Here is a 268-nt window from a genome sequence, read left to right as displayed (position 1 = left end):
CAGCTGGGCGCTGACCGATCAAATGGCGGCTTCCCCGGCGGAGGCATTGGGCTTTATGCGCCGGATAGCGCCGGCGGCGCGGGCGAGGGCGGAACGAGAGCTGGCGGACATCCAGCAGGTGATCGACAACGAAGGCGGGGGTTTTCGCGCGACGGCATGGGACTGGCTTTACTACAGCGAGCAGGTGCGGCGGGCTGCCTATGCCATTGATGACGCGCAGCTCAAACCCTATTTTGCCCTCGAGCGGGTGCTGCAAGACGGTGTATTC

Annotated in this window: 1 protein-coding gene; it reads left to right on the top strand. The window is 64.6% G+C overall.

All coding sequences use genetic code 11. The features are described 5' to 3' along the window. A partial coding sequence (locus ACX6XY_RS30340) for a M3 family metallopeptidase (protein ID WP_460337918.1) occupies positions 1-268 on the top strand: 268 nt, incomplete at both ends.

It is taken from the genome of Streptomyces sp. O3 (assembly GCF_054788135.1).
This window is presented reverse-complemented; position numbering and strand designations above follow the sequence as displayed.